13 protein-coding genes and 1 riboswitch are annotated in these 18,590 nt (G+C 38.8%); of the genes, 1 reads left to right on the forward strand and 12 read right to left on the reverse strand.

Annotated features, from left to right (window positions below; translation table 11 throughout):
• Complete coding sequence (pdhA, locus tag AC6R0T_RS07845; RefSeq protein ID WP_431520969.1) at window positions 1-1,116, reverse strand: pyruvate dehydrogenase (acetyl-transferring) E1 component subunit alpha; 1,116 nt, start codon at window positions 1,114-1,116, stop codon at window positions 1-3.
• Between the two features lie 300 nt (window positions 1,117-1,416).
• Window positions 1,417-4,008, reverse strand: a complete 2,592-nt coding sequence (gene mgtA / locus AC6R0T_RS07850; RefSeq protein ID WP_303753921.1) for a magnesium-translocating P-type ATPase — start codon at window positions 4,006-4,008, stop codon at window positions 1,417-1,419.
• Between the two features lie 241 nt (window positions 4,009-4,249).
• Window positions 4,250-4,420: riboswitch (M-box (ykoK) riboswitch) on the reverse strand.
• 232 nt (window positions 4,421-4,652) lie between these two features.
• On the opposite strand from mgtA, the gene AC6R0T_RS07855 reads away from it, so the two are divergent.
• Window positions 4,653-6,143: an AcpB/EbpR/MafR family transcriptional regulator gene (locus tag AC6R0T_RS07855; RefSeq protein WP_303753920.1), complete on the forward strand. Its 1,491-nt coding sequence runs from the start codon at window positions 4,653-4,655 to the stop codon at window positions 6,141-6,143.
• 98 nt (window positions 6,144-6,241) lie between these two features.
• Here the strand turns inward: AC6R0T_RS07855 and wecB are convergent, their stop codons facing one another.
• The 10 genes from wecB to purQ form a co-directional block, all read right to left on the reverse strand.
• Window positions 6,242-7,357, reverse strand: a complete 1,116-nt coding sequence (gene wecB / locus AC6R0T_RS07860) for a non-hydrolyzing UDP-N-acetylglucosamine 2-epimerase (protein WP_206903707.1) — start codon at window positions 7,355-7,357, stop codon at window positions 6,242-6,244.
• Between the two features lie 133 nt (window positions 7,358-7,490).
• The gene (gene guaC, locus AC6R0T_RS07865; RefSeq protein ID WP_206903750.1) at window positions 7,491-8,468 is read right to left on the reverse strand and encodes a GMP reductase; all 978 of its coding nucleotides are present in this window, start codon (window positions 8,466-8,468) and stop codon (window positions 7,491-7,493) included.
• A 188-nt stretch (window positions 8,469-8,656) separates the two neighbouring features.
• Window positions 8,657-9,571 carry an aldo/keto reductase gene (locus AC6R0T_RS07870; protein ID WP_303753919.1) on the reverse strand — a complete coding sequence of 305 codons (915 nt, stop codon included), beginning with the start codon at window positions 9,569-9,571 and terminating at the stop codon, window positions 8,657-8,659.
• Window positions 9,572-9,756: 185 nt separating this feature from the next.
• Window positions 9,757-11,010, reverse strand: a complete 1,254-nt coding sequence (gene purD / locus AC6R0T_RS07875) for a phosphoribosylamine--glycine ligase (RefSeq protein ID WP_303753918.1) — start codon at window positions 11,008-11,010, stop codon at window positions 9,757-9,759.
• A gap of 14 nt (window positions 11,011-11,024) precedes the next feature.
• Window positions 11,025-12,566, reverse strand: a complete 1,542-nt coding sequence (gene purH, locus AC6R0T_RS07880) for a bifunctional phosphoribosylaminoimidazolecarboxamide formyltransferase/IMP cyclohydrolase (RefSeq protein ID WP_303753917.1) — start codon at window positions 12,564-12,566, stop codon at window positions 11,025-11,027.
• Window positions 12,567-12,633: 67 nt separating this feature from the next.
• Window positions 12,634-13,200, reverse strand: a complete 567-nt coding sequence (gene purN, locus AC6R0T_RS07885; protein ID WP_230710581.1) for a phosphoribosylglycinamide formyltransferase — start codon at window positions 13,198-13,200, stop codon at window positions 12,634-12,636.
• On the reverse strand, window positions 13,197-14,249 hold the full coding sequence (gene purM / locus AC6R0T_RS07890; protein ID WP_303753916.1) for a phosphoribosylformylglycinamidine cyclo-ligase: 1,053 nt from the start codon (window positions 14,247-14,249) through the stop codon (window positions 13,197-13,199). Before purM ends, purN begins: the two co-directional genes overlap by 4 nt.
• A 19-nt stretch (window positions 14,250-14,268) precedes the next feature.
• A complete protein-coding gene (gene purF / locus AC6R0T_RS07895; protein ID WP_282462430.1) occupies window positions 14,269-15,708 on the reverse strand; it encodes an amidophosphoribosyltransferase in 1,440 nt (479 codons plus the stop codon).
• Window positions 15,693-17,915 carry a phosphoribosylformylglycinamidine synthase subunit PurL gene (gene purL, locus AC6R0T_RS07900; protein WP_303753915.1) on the reverse strand — a complete coding sequence of 741 codons (2,223 nt, stop codon included), beginning with the start codon at window positions 17,913-17,915 and terminating at the stop codon, window positions 15,693-15,695. The genes purF and purL overlap by 16 nt, the downstream gene beginning before the upstream one ends.
• Window positions 17,915-18,589 (reverse strand): phosphoribosylformylglycinamidine synthase subunit PurQ, encoded by a 675-nt coding sequence (gene purQ / locus AC6R0T_RS07905; RefSeq protein WP_303753914.1) that lies wholly within the window; start codon window positions 18,587-18,589, stop codon window positions 17,915-17,917. Before purQ ends, purL begins: the two co-directional genes overlap by 1 nt.
• Window position 18,590: the final 1 nt, after the last annotated feature.

The raw sequence follows: 18,590 nt of genomic DNA on the forward strand, positions 1-18,590 counted from the left end.
CTATTTCGACTCCTTCGCTTCATAAAATGCAATTTGTTCTTTAATACTTTGAGGTTGTACTTCATACATACTCTTCAAGAAATCAGAAACTTTTTGTTTTGGTACACGGTCAGCTTCAGCAATAGCTGTTTTGATTTCTTCTTTCGTGTTTTCAATGACTTCTTCTTCTTTAGCTTCTGACCAAAGTCCTTTTTCAGTCAAATAGTTACGCATCCGAATCAATGGATCTTTTTGTTGCCATTCATTGTCTAAATCTTTTGAGCGATAACGTGTTGGATCGTCCCCAGAAAGAGTATGCGGACCATAACGATACGTTAATGTTTCAATTAAAACAGGTCCGTTACCAGCAGCGGCCCATTCTCTAGCAGCTTTAGAAACTGTATAAACAGCAAGTGCATCCATACCGTCTACTTGAATTCCTGGGATACCAGCAGCTGCTGCTTTTTGTGCTAATGTTTTTGCAGCGGTTTGTTTTTCCCGCGGTGTTGAAATGGCAAAACCATTATTTTGAATATAGAAAACTGCATTAGCGTGGTAAGCACCTGCAAAGTTGATTGCTTCATAAAAATCACCTTGAGATGAACCACCATCACCAGTGTATACAAACGTAACATTTTTACTATTGCGTTTTTTAAGACCTAAGGCAACACCGGCAGCTTGTACATATTGCGCCCCAATAATAATTTGTGGTGGCATTGCATGTAAATCTGCTGGATATAAATTACCTGCAACATGTCCACGAGACCATAAAAATGCTTCTTTCAATGGTAAGCCGTGTTGCACAAGTTGTGGTACGTCACGATAACCTGGAAACAGGCGATCTTCTTTTTCAAAAGCAAAGTGACTTGCTAATTGACTTGCTTCTTGTCCTGCAGTTGGTGCGTAAAAGCCTAGACGCCCTTGACGGTTTAATGCAGTTGAACGTTGATCCAAAACGCGTGACCACACCATTTGTGTCATCAACGCAACTAATTCATCATCGCTTAAGTCAGGGATTAAATCTTTATTAACCACCTTACCGTCCTTGTCTAATGCCTGATACGTTGGAAAATCAGCATTGATCTCATCCAAAATCTTTTGGAAATCGATTACATTCTTTGCCATTTTATTATCCATTCCTCTCCTAAATAAATGACCCTAAGTATAACAGCATAATATTCTGTATTAGGTAATTCGTAAAACTTACATCACTAAGCTATCATTTATCTGAAATAAATACAACTAAGACGCTCACTAAATCACGAAATAAAAATTCGTTAAAACAGCTTAATATCAAATTATTTTTGTGAATTTCATCACATTTGTGAAGCGCTTTTAAAAATTCTAGATTTCATTTGACAAAAATCCAATTAATTGCTAATACAGCAAGATATTAAAAATGCGACAGTTACAGAAGTAACTGCCGCATTTATTTCTTTATACCCACTCAGAAGTGAATTTAATGTAAAGTCGTTTCGCAATTTCAATCACAATCAGGTAACCCATGATGATTAAAATGAACCAACCCCAATAATTCGCAGGTAACATCACAAAATCAAAAACACTTCGTAATGGGGATAAAACTAATACAAAACCTGTTACAATTGCTAAAAGACTAGTCAAAATAACTGGTAAGGAAGCCCGACTTTGAATAAAGGGTACTTTTCTAGTGCGAACCATATGAACAACTAAGGTCTGCGTCGTTAAACCGACTAAAAACCAGCCTGTTTGGAAAAGGCTTTGTTCTGCAACTGTATTTGCACCTAGAACAAACCACATTACCAAAAAAGTCAAAATATCAAAAATACTAGAAACCGGACCGATGGAAACGGTAAATTTAAACAAATCACCAATTTCCCAACGCACAGGTTTTACTAACTCTTCTTCATCTACATTATCCCAAGGAATTGTCAATTGTGCCATATCATAAATCAAATTTTGTACCAATAATTGCATCGAAAGCATCGGCAAGAAAGGTAAAAAAGCACTTGCTACTAAAATTGAAAAGACATTGCCAAAGTTTGAACTGATCGTAAACTTAATGTATTTCATCATGTTAGAAAAAACCCGACGGCCTTCAATGACCCCTGTTTCCAACACATTTAGGCTTTTTTCTAACAAAATAATTGAACTGGCATCTTTAGTGATATCGGCTGCTGTATCCACGGAGATACCAACATCAGCTTTTCTTAACGCTGGTGCATCATTAATGCCATCCCCCATAAAACCAACGGTGTGACCTTTTCGTTGAATGACTTCAATTAGCCGGGATTTTTGCATGGGATTTAATTTGGCAAATAAATTCGTTTCATCCACTTGTGCCATCAATTCTTCATCTGATAAAGCTTCAACATCTGTCCCTAACAAAATATTGGTAACACCAATGCCTACATCTTGGCAAACTTTTTTGGCAACGATAGCATTATCGCCGGTTAAAACTTTTACTGAAACACCGTGTGCATGTAGCGACTTAATGGCAGAAATCGCCGATTCTTTGGCTGGATCTAAAAAGCCCATAAATCCGATTAAGGTCATATCTTTTTCATCTGAAACCGAATAATTCGCATCACTGTGGGCATCTCTTTTCACCGCCACGGTTAAAACTCGCATCCCTTGTTCGTTCATCTTAATATTCACGTTGCGCATTTTTTCTCTTAATTCATCGTCTAAGAGAACAACTTCACCATCAATTTCAGCGTATTTACAAACTTGTTCCATCTCTTCCACAGCACCTTTTGTTACCATGATTTGATGATTATCAGCTTTTACCACGACAGTTAACCGACGACGAGAAAAGTCAAAAGGAATTTCATCGATTTTAACGACATTTTCAAAAGGCAACTGGCAACTATTTTCTTCAAAATAATTTAAAACGGCAATATCCATCAAATTTTTCCAACCGGTTTGATAGTGAGAATTAAGATATGTCATGTTTAGAACAGCTTGATTTTCTTTTCCCATTGGATTTAAATGTTGCACCAAAACTACACGGTCTTCAGTGATTGTACCGGTTTTATCCGTACACAATACATCCATACTGCCTAAATTTTGAATAGAAGGCAACTCTTTTACAATGACTTTTTGTTTGGATAATGCAAGTGCACCTTTGGCTAAATTACTCGTCACAATCATCGGTAACATTTCAGGCGTTAGGCCCACTGCTACGGCAATTGCAAAAAAGAACGCAGAAGTCCAATCTCCTTTTGTTAGGCCGTTAATTAAGAAGACTACCGGAAATAAAACCATTACCATCCGTAATAACAACTTGCTAACCCGCGTCAAACCGATATCAAAAGCTGTTTTTCCACGTTTACTCGTTGCATTTTTGGCAATATCGCCAAAGAAAGTTTGTTGTCCCGTTTTTAAAATGATAACTTTTCCTTGACCACTTAATACATCTGTCCCCATAAATACTAAATCATCTAAGTCTAGTGCAGAAACATCTTCATCTTTTTTAACACCAGCTTCGACAAATTTTTCCACTGGCATTGACTCACCAGTCAAAGAAGATTGATTAACAAATAAATCCTTGGTCCAAATCAAAACAGCATCAGCTGGGATCATGTCACCTGTTGCAAGGGTCACGATATCGCCTGGCACCACTTCATCCATCGGAATTTCTTTGGTGAGCCCATCTCGTGTTACTGCGCAAGTATTTTCGATTAATTCCTTTAATTCTAAACTTGCTTTTTGAGAGCGATATTCTTGCACAAAGGTAATAATGACACTAGCTAAAATCATCACTATCATAACAATGGCTGCCTCATAATCCCTCGTTGCAAATGATACAATGGCCAAAGCCGCCAAAACCAAAACAAAAGGATCTTTAAAGGCTTCTAAAAACAAGAGCCAAGCAGGTGTCGGTTTTTGCGCATCTACCCGATTTTCACCATACTCTTCTAACCGTTTTCTTGCATCTTCAGAAGATAACCCGTTAATAGAGGTTCTCAGCTCCATAAATAATTCTCGTTCTGATAAAAGTGCTAATTTTTTTAATTCTTGTTCTTTTGTGTTTTTTGTAAATAACATGTTTTCTCTCCTTGCCACTAGGAAAGACTCCCGCTTCCCTAGCTATTTTTATTTAGTTTCTGTCGCGAGGGACTGGGGTGTTCCATGTCAATCAACCTTTCTGAACTTTATTTCAAATATTTAGCCGGCAAAGCGTAACCAAAAAAATCTGCTCTCATCATTTTTGAAAAGACCACCTTGTCAAAAAGACTGCCTTGTCAAAAAGAAAAAACGCGTGCTCAACAATGAGCACGCGTTTAATAAGCGTATGTTCATGTTGAGCTTTAGCACTATAGGGCGTAGATAGCATCTGCTATCAGCTGCGTTATGAATAACCTTCACGATCATTCCTGTTCTACCAACTAAGAGTCTCTCGATTCTTTCGCGGCAGCAGCTTGTGTCCATATAGGAGCCTCACCTAACAAATATTTAATTATGAAAATTTCAATCTCTTTTCACTTACATCCTAAAGAATCTAAACTTCTTTGTCAACACTAACGAAACATTTTTTTCAAAAAAAACAACTCAATCTCATTTTAATAAAATTTTTGTAAAGATTTAAAAAGCCCGCAATTCTCATTGCGCAATCTCTTATTTCACCGTATTATTAACTGTAAAAAAATTATAATTATTATTTTCTTATAATTATTACACAGGAGAGTTTTATGAATTTACGTTCTTTTTTAGCTCGCCAGGAGCAACGTCAACTTATCGTCATTGAAGCCCTTTATCAACACCCTAATGGCATTACTTTAGAAAAATTGTTAAAGATCTGCCCATTTTCATTAAAAACAATTCGCAATACGATTGCTGAAATAACAAGCTACTTTCCCGGTTTTGAAATTGATTTTCATCAAAATCGTTATTATTGGCAAGCCCCTTTTGACTTTGGCTTAGATCGCCTTTACGATTATTTGATGCAAGAAACAAGCGAAATGCGCTTTTTAGAACACTTACTTTTTGAAGATTGTTTTACCTTTTCTGACTGTGCCAATACGCTTTACTTAAGTAACGCTAGCTTTCATCGGTTGCATCATAATTTTTCCCAACTTTTAGCTCCCTTTAACGTTAAAATAGCCAACCGTCCTGTCCGAATTGAAGGAAATGAAGTGTTTATTCGCGCGTTATACACATTATATTTTTGCGAAAAACGCTACGCTGCAGCATATCTCTTACCTGACAGTAAAAGCGATCATGCCTTAAGCGATTTGGTTCGTACCATTTTAAAAGAAAATCAATTGCCGCAAAATTATCGGCTACACGAGCAGCTCTACTTTGCAGGCGCGGTTTCTTTATGGCGTCAAAATAATAACCACCCTCTTCAAGAAAAGTTTAAAAGCAACTTTATCAAAACAGCGACAAAAAAAACAGAAACTGCACTGTTTCAGCTAAAAGACTCTTTATTAACTATGAATTGGCATTACGATTTTGAAGAAACCCTTTGGCCACTTTGCTATGATTATTTACTACTTTCTTTTGAGCATTTTACCTTGGCCAAAAAAAAGAACGCCCGTATTCAAGAGTTGAGTGAATTAACGATGCGTTTTCTAGAAGACTTACTCGCATTAACGTCAACGACCATTTCCTTTTTGCAATTGGAAGAATTAGTGTGGCACTTTTGCAATGAAAATTATATTTACTTAAAAAATAGTGACTTCATTGCGATTTTATCCAATTCAAGGCGTGGCTTTGTTTTGAATTACGAGAAAAAGTTTCCCCATATTATTGCTGGTTTGAAGCAATTTATTGGCGACTATGGAATTAAAAACAACATTCAAATCACGATTGACCATATGTACCATCAACTATTTCTTATCATTACTTTACTGCCTCAAGTTTTGGAATATTGGCAGTTTAAAACCCGAACGTTAATTTTATCCGACGTTTCTTTAGCACATCCCCACTACTTACAAAAAAAGTTACAACAGCATTTTATTAACCAAACCGATTTCGAACTAATCGACTGTGTCAATACACATCACCAAAAGATGCACGAACAATTTGAAGCTTATGATTTAATCATCTCAACCTTCTCGCCGCAAGAAATGTTTGGTCATCTTCCCATCGTGACGATTAAACCAATACCTGATTTTCACGACTTTCTTAAAATCGAGTCGGCTTTACAACAAGTAACTGCCCACAAACATTCTGCCTAAGGGAATTTCTCTTAACTTTTCCTCTTTTGAATAATAACAGCCTAACAAATTAGGACCAAAAGCCACCATGGCTTTTGGTCCTAATTTGTTAAAACTTTTTATATCCCTTCATTATTTTTTGTAAAATACGCAACAATAGCATTTAAAATTCGCTCACTCGCTTTTCCATCGCCATATGGATTTTTCGCCTGAGCCATTTTTTTATATGCCTCTTGGCTGGTTAAAAGATTTTTAGCCGCTTCATAAACTTGCTCTTCATCAGTCCCCACTAAGCGCAACGTTCCAGCTTTTATCCCCTCTGGTCGCTCCGTTGTATCCCGCAACACCAAAACCGGCACCCCAAGTGAGGGGGCTTCTTCTTGCACCCCACCAGAGTCGGTCATAATCAAATAACTTCTAGCAGCAATATTATGAAAATCCACTACATCTAGTGGTTCAATTAACGCCACATTTGCCAAATCCCCCAGCTGTTTTCGTGCATTTTGTCGTACTAATGGATTTTTGTGCATCGGAAAAACAATCGAAACTTCAGGAAATTCCGTGGCTAAGCGGCGCAATGCATGAAATACCGATGCCATTTTATCCCCTAAGTTTTCCCGTCGATGCATGGTAACTAGGATCTGTTTTTTATCTGCTGAAAGTGCAGGATGCCCATATTCTTTTTTCAGCGTATATTTCATGGCATCAATTGCTGTATTACCCGTGATATAAATATGATCAGATAAATGATGCTCTTGTTGCAAATTCTCCGCACTGGTGGCAGTCGGCGCAAAATAAAGATCACTTAAAACATCCGTCAACTGACGGTTGGCTTCTTCTGGATAAGGCGAATATTTTTTATAAGTTCTTAATCCGGCTTCGACGTGACCAATTGGAATTTGCTGATAAAAAGCGGCAGTTGCCGCAGCAAACGTTGTTGTAGTATCCCCGTGAACTAACACGATATCTGGTCGTGCTTGTTTTAACACTGGCTGTAATTCCAATAAAACTTTGGTCGTAATATCAGTCAACGTCTGCCCGTTACTCATAATATCCAAGTCAAAATCCGCTTTTAACGAAAAGATTTCCATCACTTGATCTAGCATTTCACGATGCTGTGCTGTTATAGTGACAATTGATTCAAAACGCGTATCTTTTTCCAGCGCTTTAATAAGTGGTGCCATCTTAATCGCTTCTGGTCGTGTACCAAAAATCGACATGACTTTGATTGTCATTTTATCCCCTCTTTCAAAAAAAATAATAAATTTCGATCACAAATAACATCTAATCCTTTGTCTTCATTCTAGCATAACCTGTAACAGGATGAAAAAAACCACGACTGTCAACAGTCGTGGTTAAAAGTACTACTTAAATCGTATCACCATTAAAAATAGAGTTTTTCACAATCACATAATCGACTTTGCGAATTGCTTCTAAGTCTTTGCCGCCCGCATAAGAGATCGATGACTGTAAGTCTTGTTGCATTTCCACCAAAGTATCTGCAAGCTTACCTTTGTAAGGAATCCAAATTTTCTTACCCTCTACATTTTTCTTTTCACCTTTTTGAAATTCAGAAGCACTACCAAAATATTCCTTCAAGACAACACCGTCTTGTACTTTGGTTTCCCCTGGAGATTCTTCATGCCCAGCAAACAGCGAGCCAATCATAACCATGGTAGCACCAAAACGAACGGATTTTGCAATATCTCCGTGGGTTCTAATTCCGCCGTCGGCAATGATTGGTTTTCTAGCCGCTTTTGCACACCAACGCACAGCTGCTAATTGCCAGCCCCCTGTACCAAAACCGGTTTTAATTTTAGTGATACAAACCTTACCTGGTCCAATTCCAACTTTAGTTGCATCCGCACCAGCATTTTCCAATTCACGAACTGCTTCTGGTGTTCCCACGTTACCGGCAATGACAAATGTCTCTGGCAATAAACGTTTAATGTGTTGAATCATTTCAATCACAGCATTAGCATGCCCATGGGCAATATCAATTGTAATGTAGTCTGGCACTAGATTTTCTGCTGCCAATTCTTCAACAAAAGTGTACTCATGAGGTTTTACGCCAACACTAATTGACGTAATCAAGTTACGACTTTGCATTTTTTTGATAAAAGGAATACGGGCATCTTCATTGAAACGATGCATAATGTAGAAATAGCCATTTTCAGCTAAAAATTCCGCGATATTTTCATCGATAATCGTCTGCATATTAGCAGGTACTACCGGCATTTTAAACGAGTGCTTCCCTAAAGTTACCGTTGTATCACACTCGGAACGAGAACTTACGATACATTTATTTGGAATCAGTTGAACATCTTCATAATCAAAAACTTTCATATCAAACATAATGAATAGCCTCCATTTGTTTATTTGGGTCACATTTTTTGCGCCCTATGTAATTTAGCCCATCTTATTCAGAAATGCAACAGAATAATCGTAAATATTTTCTTAAAACACAAAAATCGTTCGGAAATTCCGAACGATTATCGTTTTCAAGCTATTTATTATCAGAAATTATAATTAATTTATGGCAAATCATTTCCTGCTGCTAAATAAATGTCATACCAATCTTCTTTTGCCATTACCACATCACTAGCTTTGGCGATTTCTTCAATTCGTTGCGGATTCATACTACCAGCAATCACTTGCATATTGGCCGGATGACGTAAAATCCAGGCTGACGCAATACCAGTTGGTGTCGTATTATACTTTTCAGCCATTTCTGTTAATTTTTTATTTAATTCAGGGAATTTCTCGTTACCAATAAAGACCCCTTCAAAAAATCCATACTGATAAGGTGACCAAGCTTGAATTGTCATATCATTCAACCGTGAAAATTCCAAAATACCATCGTCGTGATCAACACTACGAGAATCTGTCATATTCACATGTAAGCCAAAATCAATCATGCCCGTATGCATAATTCCAAATTGTAATTGATTGGCAACTAAGGGTTGGCGTACATATTTTTTTAACAATTCGATTTGGCGTGAGTATTGATTGCTGACCCCAAAATATTTTACTTTACCTTCTGACTCCAATTGATCAAAAGCTGCCGCTACTTCTTCTGGCTCCATCAATGTATCTGGGCGATGTAGTAATAGTGCATCTAGATAGTCGACATTTAAGCGTTTCAAGCTTTTTTCTACTGAAGATATGATATGTTCTTTTGAAAAATCAAACATTTTACCTGGGACAATGCCACACTTACTTTGGATAAACATATCTTCTCTTTTATAGCCGGTTTTAGCAAAAGCTTCTGCAAAAATTTCTTCGCATTTTCCTTGCCCGTAAATATCCGCATGATCAAAAAAGTTGATGCCATTTTCTACGGCTGCGTGAATCACCGCGACAGGATCTTTGGCCTCAGTAATTCGCATACAACCTAAGACGACACTAGAGACACCTAATTCATTTGGTCCAAAGTTAACTTGTTTCATCTTGTAACCTCCAAATTTGCAAATATAATTCATTAAAAATTGCTTCCTGTTAAATTTTAACACAACTTAGAGAAAACGCTAACAACTTAATTTAAAAAATCCTCCACAAATAAAAACAGCAGACAAGACAAACATTTTGTCCCACCTGCTGTTTTACAAACATATGTCCTGCTGTTGTTATGAATTTATTTGAATGCTCTTGCGCCAATATCTTTGCGATAAAACATTTGCGGCAAGTCCATTTGAGCTAGCGCTTCATAAACCTCATCGCGGGCCGTTTTCAAATCGCTAGCTTGGGCTGCGACTAAGAAAATTCTACCACCGGCTGCGACTAAGTTTTCAGCTTTTTTAGCTGTCCCAGCATAATATAATTCTGTCTTTTCAGTTGTAGTTTGTGGCAATACCATACCTTTTTGATAATCGCCAGGATAGCCTTGTGCGGCAACGACTACCCCAAATGCTGCCTGATCATGCCACGTCACCACCGGTTTTGTCCCTTCTAAAAGTGCCGTAATAATATCTGCTAAACTAGATTTTAAGCGCGGTAAGACAACTTGTGTCTCTGGATCACCAAAGCGTGCATTAAATTCGATTACTTTGGCCCCATCCTTTGTCGCTATTAAGCCAGCATACAAAATTCCAGTAAAAGGTGTGCCGTTTTTTACCATGCCATAAGCCGCAGGTTCCAAAATTTCTTTAACTGCCTTTGTCACCATTTCATCACTGATTTGCGGTACAGGAGAATATGCACCCATGCCGCCGGTATTTGGTCCTTTATCTCCGTCATAGGCGCGCTTATGGTCTTGGGCAATAACCATAGGGTAGACTTCTTCATTTTTAACAAACGCCAATAAGGAAAATTCTTCTCCAGCTAAAAATTCTTCGACGACTACCTTAGCACCACTTTCACCAAAACGATTTCCCTCTAACATGTCGGCTAACGCCGTTAGTGCTTCTTCTATTGTTTCAGCTACGACTACACCTTTTCCAGCCGCTAATCCATCAGCTTTAATGACAATTGGGGCACCTTTTTCCTCAACATAAGCCGCCGCTTTTTGATAATCAGAAAAAGTTTTATAAGCTGCGGTTGGAATCTGATTATTTACCATAATTTGTTTGGCGAAATCTTTTGAACTTTCAATCTGCGCTGCCTTTTGATTCGGACCAAAAATTAGTAAACCTGCCTTTTGAAAATCATCGACAATCCCTCTTTGTAGCGGGGCTTCAGGCCCAACAAAAGTCCACGTAATATTTTCTTTCTTGGCAAAGTCAATGAGTTTTTCATGCTCGTTTTCTGCAATGGCAACAGTTATTATCCCATCTTGTTTCATCCCTGGATTTCCCGGAGCACAAAATACCTGTTCCACTTTTTCATCTGCTAACAATTTCTTAGCAATGGCGTGTTCACGACCACCGCCACCAATAATAAATAATTTCATTTTAATATCCTCTCTTAGTGACGGAAATGACGAACACCCGTGAAGACCATTGCAACACCGTATTTATCCGCCATGTCAATTGATTCTTGATCACGAATACTTCCACCCGGTTGCACAATTGCCTTAATGCCATGCTCTGCGGCAAATTCCACTGAGTCTCCCATTGGAAAATATGCATCACTGGCTAAAACTGCACCGTCCATTTTGCCAGCATTTTCTGCTTGCGCAATTGCAATTTTAACAGAACCAACACGATTCATCTGACCGGCACCAATCCCAACGGTTTGATGTTCATTTGCTAACACAATTGCATTTGATTTTACATGTTTTACGGCCTTCCAGGCAAAAGCTAAAGCATTTAACTCCTGGGCACTTGGTTGTCTTTTAGTGACCACTTTAAAATCATTTGCCTCTTCTTTTATTACATCTTGATCTTGCAGGAGTAATCCACCTAAAACGGAAACTTTTTCTGGTAATTCAGCTTTATTGACTTCACTAAAATCTAGTGTCATTAAACGAATATTTTTCTTACTACTTAACAGTTCTAAGGCATCTGTAGCAAAGCTTGGGGCAATAATAATTTCCAAGAATAATTTGTGCATTTTTTCAGCGGTCGCCAGATCTACCTTTCGATTTAAAACAATGATTCCCCCAAAAATAGAAACTGGATCGGCATCATAAGCAAAATCATAGGCCTTTACAATGGTATCAGCTGAGCCGATGCCACAAGGATTCATATGTTTTAGCGCTACTACCGTTGGCTCTTTAAACTCTCTTACGATCCGAATCGCTGCATCGGCGTCTTTAATATTGTTATAAGACAGCTCTTTACCATGAAGTTGTTTGGCTTGCGCGATCGAGTAGCTGACCGGTAATGCATCGGCGTAAAAAGCCGCCTCTTGATGAGAATTTTCCCCATAACGCAAATTTTGTTTCAAATCATAAGTTAAAGTTAACTTTTCTGGCTCTTTTTCTGCCACAAGCACTGTCATAAAGCCTGCAATCAACGCATCATAAGCAGCCGTATGTCGAAAAACTTTTGCGGCTAATTTTTGTCTGGTTGCAAAAGTTGTCTTCCCATTTTCTTTAATTTCGGCTAAAACTTTCCCGTAATCTAACGGATCAACCACAACCGTTACAAATTCATGGTTTTTAGCAGCTGAGCGCAACATACTGGGCCCACCAATATCAATATTTTCAATGGCATCTTTTGTCGTTACATCCGCTTTTAAAATAGTTTCTTTAAAAGGATAAAGATTGACCACTACCAAATCAATTGGCTGAATATCATGGTCTGTCATAGCTTTAACGTGTTCAGTATTATCACGACGACTTAATAGCCCGCCGTGAATAAGAGGATGTAATGTTTTAACCCGACCGTCCATCATCTCTGGAAAATGAGTTACTTCTTCAATTCCAATTGTCGCAATACCAGCTTTTGTAAGGGCATTTTGCGTGCCGCCAGTCGAAATAATTTCCCAGCCAGCCTGTAGTAATCCTTCTGCCAGTTCTACGACACCGGTTTTATCGGAAACACTGATTAAAGCTCTTTTCATTTCATAAACTCCTCTTAATTGATTTTTATTCCGTAATAGGTATTAAAGTGTAACGATTGGCAAGTCTTTATTGCTGCCCCTGTACAATTTGTTTTAAAACGGCGGGGTATAATTGATGCTCGGCTTGGTGAATTTTGGCTTCCAAACTGGCTAGATCATCATCTAAAATTAAAACAGGAACTTGGGCAATAATCGGACCAGTATCCACACCGGCATCAATGTAATGTACCGTTACCCCCGTTACTTTGACGCCATAATCATAGGCATCTTTAATGCCGTTAAGACCAGGAAAAGCCGGTAGTAATGACGGATGGATATTAATAATTTTTTTGGGAAAAGCCGCCAAAAGTTGGGGGCCAATAATGCGCATATAACCCGCCAAAACGATTAAATCAATTTTTTCTTGCTGCATTAACGCTAACAGCGCTTTTTCATAATCTTTTTTACTTGGAAAGTCTTGAGGACTAAATTGAAACGTTGCAACCCCAATTTTTTGGGCCCGTTCCAGCACAAAAGCATTTTTTTTATCACTAAAAACAAAGGCGATTTCCGCTGCTACGCTTTCTTTTTGAAAATAATCGGCAATAGCAGCAAAATTACTCCCATTCCCAGAAGCTAAAACTGCAATCCTCATTTTTTTTCCTCGTGGATCGTAAGTAAAGGCGTGTTTTTTGTTTTTTCGACAATTCGACCAATTTCATAACAAGGTTCATTTAAAGCTGCTAAAATCTGCTTAACTTGTTCCACTTTTTCGGGACTTACTGCCAATACCATCCCAATTCCCATATTGAAAATTTCAAACATTTCAGCGTGATTGATTTTGCCATAATCTTCCAACACGTCAAAAATTGGTAAAACTGGCCAGGTACCTTCTGTAATTTCAACAGCAACATTTTCCTTTAACATCCGCGGAATATTTTCTACAAAACCACCACCGGTAATGTGGGCAATGCCGTTCACCAAATTTTCTTTTACTAGCGGGAGGATTGATTTCACATAAATTTTAGTTGGGGTTAAGAGGACTTCGCCTAACGGTTTATCCCCTAGCGCAGCAATCTTTTTAGCTTCACTTAAATTATGTTCGGTAAAGAAAATTTTTCGAACGAGCGAAAAACCGTTTGAGTGAATTCCACTTGAGGGCAATCCTAACAAAATATCGCCTGCTTTAATATTTTCGCCGGTTACTATTTGACTTTTTTCGGCTACACCTACTGCAAAGCCAGCTAAATCGTATTCATCTGTTGCATACATACCTGGCATTTCAGCAGTTTCACCACCAATTAAAGCCGCACCAGCTTCAAGACACCCCTTTGCCACACCTGCAACTACTTGTTCCAAGCGAGCAGGTTCGTTTTTGCCAGTTGCCAAATAATCTAAGAAATACAAAGGTTCTGCCCCTTGCGCAACGATATCATTTACACACATCGCCACACAATCAATACCAATAGTGTCGTGTTTATCCGCTTTAAAAGCTACCATTAGTTTAGTCCCGACACCATCAGTCCCGGAAATTAAAACGGGTTCTTTTACACCTAAGCTACTTAAATCAAAACAACCACCAAAGCCACCTAGCGCACCCATCACACCTAGACGTTCCGTTTTTTTCACATGTTTTTTGATTCGCTCTACTACTTCATACCCAGCGTTCACATCAACGCCAGCTTTTGCATATGCATTGGCCACTTATTTTCGCTCCTTTTATTTAGAAAAATGAAGTTTGTTCTTTTAATGAAGCCTGATATTTTTCTTGGTAATCGTATAAAGGGGTTGGATAGTCCCCGTTAAAATAGGCCATACATAAACCGCCATATGGGGCATCAAAATCTAAGCCAATGGCGTTAATCAAACCCTCTTCGCTTAAATAACTTAACGAGTCGGCTCCTATCACTTGACGAATTTCTTCTACCGAATGATTGGCCGCAATTAATTCTTTTCGTGTTTGAATATCAATGCCATAAAAACAAGGATATTTTAAAGGTGGTGAAGCAATTCTGACGTGCACTTCCTTGGCACCAGCTTCTTTTAGTAAATCCACAATCCTGCGGCTGGTAGTTCCTCTTACAATCGAATCGTCCACCATAATTACCTTTTTACCAGCAACTACTCCTCGAACAGCTGATAATTTCATCCGCACTCCTTGCTCTCTTAATTCTTGAGTTGGTTGAATAAACGTGCGGGCTACATATTGATTTTTCACCAATCCCAGTTCATAAGGAATACCTGAAGCTTCTGCATAGCCACTAGCAGCTGACAAAGAAGAATTGGGCACACCAATGACCATATCGGCTGCTACTGGTGCTTCTTTGGCTAAATTTCGCCCCATATTTTTTCTCGCTGTGTGAACATTTACTCCGGCAATATTGGAATCTGGTCGCGCAAAATAGACATATTCCATCGAACAGATAGCATGTTGGGTATCTTTAGTGAAATGTTCGATTTTAACCCCATCATCATTAATGATGATAATTTCTCCGGGTTGTACATCACGAACAAATTCTGCCCCGCTAACTTCTAAGGCACATGTTTCAGAGGCCACCACATAGGCCCCGTTTTTCATCTTCCCGATGGCCAAAGGACGAAACCCATTGGCATCAAGCGCTGCAATCATGCAGTCTTCCCGCATTAAAATGTAGGCAAAACCGCCTTTAACTTGGTTTAACGCTTCTTTTAATTGATCCAACCACGTTTCTTTTTTACTCCGCCGAATCAGATGCATTAAAATTTCAGTATCAGAATTAGAATGAAAAATCGCGCCATCACGTTCTAATTCTGTCCGTAAACTACAAGCATTGGTCAAATTACCATTGTGGGCAAGACCGACAGAACAGTCGTAAAATTTAAACAAAAAGGGTTGGATATTATCAACGCTACCATTACCGGCCGTCGCATATCGCACGTGGCCAATCGCCGCATTTCCTTTTAATTGTGCGAGTTGTCTATCGTCTTTAAAAACTTCAGACAATAACCCCAATTCACGATAGCCGTACAATTTACCGGCATCGTTTGAAACAATCCCCGCTCCTTCTTGACCGCGGTGTTGCAAACTATGGAGACCAAAATAAGTGACACGCGCAGCGTCTGGGTGACCCCAGACGCCAAAAATGCCACATTCTTCATTCAAACTTTTTACTTCATAAGACATGGAATTGCTTCCTCCCAAAGTTCTTTGGCAGTGTGCGTTGCAACTGCAATGTTGCCGTCATTTGCATTAATTTTAATTTTTCCATCATTAGTGACTGTCCCAATCAAAGTTGCTTTATCTTTTGCTAACATTTCAAAATCTTTTTGAGCTGTCTTTTTCACTGATAAAACAAAACGAGATTGTGTTTCTGAAAATAAGTTTTCTTTTGGCATTGAAACATCAACTGAAATTCCCAAACCATTTTTAAACGTACACTCGGCTAACGCAATCGCCAAACCACCCTCAGCACAATCATGTGCACTGACTACAAGTCCTTTTTGAATAGCATTTAATACCAAATCTTGATTGGCTTTTTCATTTGCTAAATCAAAATTCATAAGTCTACCTTCAATTAGACCTTTTTGCATTTTTTGGATTTCAGTTCCGTTAAAATCAGCAGACGTCTCCCCCACAAGATAAATTAAGTCATCTGCCTCCTTAAAGTCTTGGGTAGTAATATTTTTACTATCAGCAATTAAACCAACCATCCCAATCATTGGCGTTGGATAAATTGCTTTGCCGTCTGTTTCGTTATATAAAGAAACATTCCCCGAAATAACCGGCGTATCCAAAGTGCGGCAAGCTTCACTGATTCCATCAGCTGAGGTCCATAGTTCCCAAAATCCTTCTGGTTTGTCTGGCGAGCCATAATTTAAGCAATCGGTAATTGCTAGTGGCTGTCCACCACTTGCAACAATATTTCGTGCTGCTTCGGCAACGGCAATTTGTCCGCCAATTTCTGGGTTCAAATATAAATAGCGCGCATTACAATCCGTCGTCATCGCCAAAGCCTTTTTTGTCCCACGTACCCGTAAAACAGCAGCATCACTTCCTGGTGCTACTACGGTATTCGTACGTACTTGTGAATCATAAGTTTCATAAATCATTTTTTTAGAAGCAATAGTAGGTTGTTGTAAAAGTTGTAATAAAGTAGCCGTAGCGTCTTCTACTACTGGCGTAAAATCAGCTAATTTGGCAAATTCTTTGATTCGCGCTGGTTCTGCGTATGCTTTATGATAGGTCGGTGCCTCTTCTGCTAGCGCATCGACAGGTAAATTCGCTACTTCAACACCACGATGATACAACCGATATAAACCGTCATCGGTTACTTCACCAATTGTGACTGCGTCTAACTCATATTTACTAAAGAGCGCTTCAACTTCTTTTTCATGTCCTTTTTTCACACAAATTAACATGCGCTCTTGCGATTCAGATAACATCATTTCATAAGGGGTCATACCCGTTTCCCGTTGTGGTACATCATCTAGATATAGTTTTAAACCAGAGCCAGCTTTTGAAGCCATCTCTGAACTGGAAGATACCAGACCGGCCGCCCCCATATCCTGAATGCCAACTAAAATATCTTGATGTTCTAAAATTAATTCTAGACAGGCTTCTAGTAACAGTTTTTCCATAAATGGATCGCCTACTTGAACGGCTGAACGTTGCTGTTCTTGGCCTTCAACAAATTCTTCTGAGGCGAAGGTTGCACCGTGAATGCCATCACGTCCTGTTTTGGCTCCAACGTACATAATTGCATTTCCGACACCTTTAGCTTGGCCTTTTTGAATATCTTTGTGCTCAATTAACCCAACGCACATAGCATTAACTAACGGATTGCCTTCATAGCAAGGATCAAAGGCTACTTCGCCGCCGACAGTTGGGATTCCAATACAGTTGCCATAACCTGAAATTCCAGCGACCACTTCTTCTAATAAATATTTTGTGCGGGAATTATTCAGCTCGCCAAAACGCAAAGAATCTAAAACTGCAATCGGACGTGCTCCCATACTAAAAATATCGCGAATAATTCCACCAACCCCGGTAGCTGCGCCTTCATAAGGTTCAACCGCAGAAGGATGATTGTGACTTTCCGCTTTAAAAACAACCGCTTGACCATCACCAATGTCAACAATCCCAGCACCTTCACCAGGTCCTTGTAAAACTTGGGATCCACTAGTTGGAAATTTGCGTAAAACGGGCTTTGAATTTTTATAAGAGCAATGTTCACTCCACATGACAGAAAAAAGACCAGTTTCAGTATAATTAGGTAAGCGCCCTAAAATATCTTCTGAAATCATCTGATATTCTTCATCAGTTAAGCCCCACTGCGCGTAAATTTTACGCTCTTTTATTTCTTGTGGTGTTGGTTCACTTATTTTCATCATTATTTAACTGGCACCTTTCCAAAATTTTTCAAAATTGAGGCAAAAAAACGACGACCATCTGTTGAACCTAATAATTCTTCCATCGCACGTTCTGGATGGGGCATCATTCCCATAACATTACCAGCTTCATTACAAATGCCAGCGATATTTTCCATACTGCCATTCACATCTTCTTCATACGTAAAAACAATTTGATTATTGGCTTTTAATTTTGCTAATGTCTTTTCATCGCAGATATAATTGCCTTCCCCATGAGCGACGGGGATTTTGATTACCTCATCGTTTTCATATTCAGAAGTAAATTTTGTTTGATTGTTCACCTTTAAAGGTGTCGTTTTGCAAACAAAGTGTAACGACTTGTTCCGAATTAGAGCCCCCGGTAACAAGCCCGCCTCTGTTAACACTTGAAAACCATTACAAGTACCAAATACAGGCTTTCCTTCTTTGGCAAATCGTTTCACTTCAGCCATAATTGGTGAAAAACGAGCAATTGCACCACAGCGCAAGTAATCACCATATGAAAATCCCCCAGGTAATAACACACCGTCAAAACCCGCTAAAGAAGTAACATCATGACGGACATATTCGGCTTGTGATCCCATCACATCTTTAATCGCCCAAAGCATATCCATATCACAATTAGAGCCGGGAAATACAATTACGGCGAATTTCATA

Source organism: Enterococcus sp. S86.2 (genome assembly GCF_059834485.2).

What these genes read in the sequence shown, in the direction of transcription:
- pdhA (WP_431520969.1), bottom strand. Translation starts at nt 1,116, where the DNA reads ATGGATAATAAAATGGCAAAGAATGTAATCGATTTCCAAAAGATTTTG.
- mgtA (WP_303753921.1), bottom strand. Translation starts at nt 4,008, where the DNA reads ATGTTATTTACAAAAAACACAAAAGAACAAGAATTAAAAAAATTAGCA.
- AC6R0T_RS07855 (WP_303753920.1), top strand. Translation starts at nt 4,653, where the DNA reads ATGAATTTACGTTCTTTTTTAGCTCGCCAGGAGCAACGTCAACTTATC.
- wecB (WP_206903707.1), bottom strand. Translation starts at nt 7,357, where the DNA reads ATGACAATCAAAGTCATGTCGATTTTTGGTACACGACCAGAAGCGATT.
- guaC (WP_206903750.1), bottom strand. Translation starts at nt 8,468, where the DNA reads ATGAAAGTTTTTGATTATGAAGATGTTCAACTGATTCCAAATAAATGT.
- AC6R0T_RS07870 (WP_303753919.1), bottom strand. Translation starts at nt 9,571, where the DNA reads ATGAAACAAGTTAACTTTGGACCAAATGAATTAGGTGTCTCTAGTGTC.
- purD (WP_303753918.1), bottom strand. Translation starts at nt 11,010, where the DNA reads ATGAAATTATTTATTATTGGTGGCGGTGGTCGTGAACACGCCATTGCT.
- purH (WP_303753917.1), bottom strand. Translation starts at nt 12,566, where the DNA reads ATGAAAAGAGCTTTAATCAGTGTTTCCGATAAAACCGGTGTCGTAGAA.
- purN (WP_230710581.1), bottom strand. Translation starts at nt 13,200, where the DNA reads ATGAGGATTGCAGTTTTAGCTTCTGGGAATGGGAGTAATTTTGCTGCT.
- purF (WP_282462430.1), bottom strand. Translation starts at nt 15,708, where the DNA reads ATGTCTTATGAAGTAAAAAGTTTGAATGAAGAATGTGGCATTTTTGGC.
- purL (WP_303753915.1), bottom strand. Translation starts at nt 17,915, where the DNA reads ATGATGAAAATAAGTGAACCAACACCACAAGAAATAAAAGAGCGTAAA.
- purQ (WP_303753914.1), bottom strand. Translation starts at nt 18,589, where the DNA reads ATGAAATTCGCCGTAATTGTATTTCCCGGCTCTAATTGTGATATGGAT.